Genomic DNA, 1,456 nt, shown 5'->3' with positions numbered 1-1,456 from the left:
GAGGAGGAGGGCGACGGTGGCGGGGAAGAGGACAGCGACGACCTCGGGGAGTGCCCACACGACGACTGTGACGGGTTGCTCATCGACGTTTTCGACGTGGCGATGTACCTGCGGCAGTCGGACCCGCCGCCGGAGGTGGTGGACGCCATGAAGGTGGCGCGGGACTGGCGGCTGGGGAGGATCGAGCCGCCGCCGGGACTGAAGCACCCGACGACGGAAGAGCAAGGTCGGGAGGCGTTCCAGGTCATGCTGAACGGGGAGTGACCTGAGAGATTGACAGACGGCAGAGGGTTCTTTTCGTTTAGGAGTACCCAGCAGACACCCAAACGAAAGAAGTGTTTTAGAAAAGTCGGGGGCTGCGTGGCGTCGGTCTGATTGCTGTCACGTTCGGTTCTGTTACGATTTCTCGTGAACCGGCGGATGGGGGAGGTGGCGGGAAGAAGAGTGTTGAGACGTGTGGGAAAGGCGAGGGTTCGGGGCTACTCGTCGGCGTCTGGTTCTTCGAGAACGAGCTTCGCCAGCTGGACCTGGAGGCGGCTGGCGTAGGCGTTCCACTCGTCGGTCATGTCTTTCTCGTGGGTGAGGCCGCCGAAGTCTTCGTGGTCGGCGTAATGGTCGGGATAGACGGGTGTGAGTAGTGCGCGGAGTAGACGAAACACGTCGTCGGGATCGAATACGTCGGTGTGGTCGATGTGCTGGCTTTCGGCGACCTGAGTGAGTTCTTGTAGTGCTGTCTGACTACTTTTTCTAAGCCGGGACTTCTGGTTGCGGAGTGCGGCGTCTGAGCCGTCGTATTCGCCGTTAAGGACGTTTTCGCGCTGTTCGGTCAGGAGTACCCTATCAGTCATGTAATGGTCTAGTGTGACGTAAGGTTTAGTTGTAACGGTGTAGAAGGGTTGTAGTAGAGGCAGTAATAGAATGGCAACTACTCAGGACGCGGGCGGTGGCGAATGCGAGTGTCCTCTGTGTGAGGACTACTCGGGAAAGCCGTCGTCTGTAGAAGCCCACATCTCGCGGCTGACTGACGACGCGCACAAGGGAGAAGTGGGCCGGATGCATCGGGAAGAACTTCAGGGGGACGTGGAGGGTCCGGTGCGACCGAGCATCGAGGCCGACGACGACGATCCCGACGAGAGTGACGAGATTCCTTCTATCGAGAACTTGGTAGAAGAGGCGGGCGACGGTGACGAGGAGGACACCGAGGAGGCGGACGAGGCCGAAGCCGACGAGGACGCCGAGGAGATCGAGGCGGACGAGGAGGACGAGCCCGAGGCCGAGGACGGCGACGACAGCGACGACGCGACGAAGGCGGCAGCGGGGGCGGCGCTGGGGACTGGCGCAGCTGCGGCTGGCGCAGCGAGCGAGTCGTCGGGCGGGATTCCGCTGCCGGTGTCGAAGAAGACCGCGTTCGCGGGTGTCGGTGTCGCGCTGGTGCTGGTGATTCTGTACGTGTACC

At 61.8% G+C, this 1,456-nt stretch carries 2 protein-coding genes and 1 pseudogene; 2 read left to right on the top strand and 1 reads right to left on the bottom strand.

Annotated elements, in window-relative coordinates; all coding sequences use genetic code 11:
* Positions 1-264: hypothetical protein (locus tag LPA46_RS18645; RefSeq protein WP_230893809.1), on the top strand; the 264-nt coding region annotated here is incomplete at its 5' end.
* A 215-nt stretch (positions 265-479) separates the two neighbouring features.
* On the opposite strand, the gene LPA46_RS18640 is transcribed toward LPA46_RS18645, so the two are convergent.
* On the bottom strand, positions 480-848 hold the full coding sequence (locus LPA46_RS18640; RefSeq protein WP_230893808.1) for a hypothetical protein: 369 nt from the start codon (positions 846-848) through the stop codon (positions 480-482).
* 70 nt (positions 849-918) lie between these two features.
* Between LPA46_RS18640 and LPA46_RS18635 the strand changes: the two are divergent.
* Positions 919-1,456, top strand: a pseudogene (locus LPA46_RS18635) (hypothetical protein); the annotation flags it as partial.

It is taken from the genome of Halobacterium sp. KA-6 (assembly GCF_021029015.1).
In the GTDB taxonomy this organism is placed as follows: Archaea; Halobacteriota; Halobacteria; order Halobacteriales; family Halobacteriaceae; genus Halobacterium.
The sequence above is the reverse complement of the archived record's forward strand: the minus strand, read 5'-3'. Positions and strand labels throughout refer to the sequence as shown.

Coding starts and splice junctions, on each gene's coding strand:
- LPA46_RS18640 (WP_230893808.1), bottom strand. CDS start 848: ATGACTGATAGGGTACTCCTGACCGAACAGCGCGAAAACGTCCTTAAC.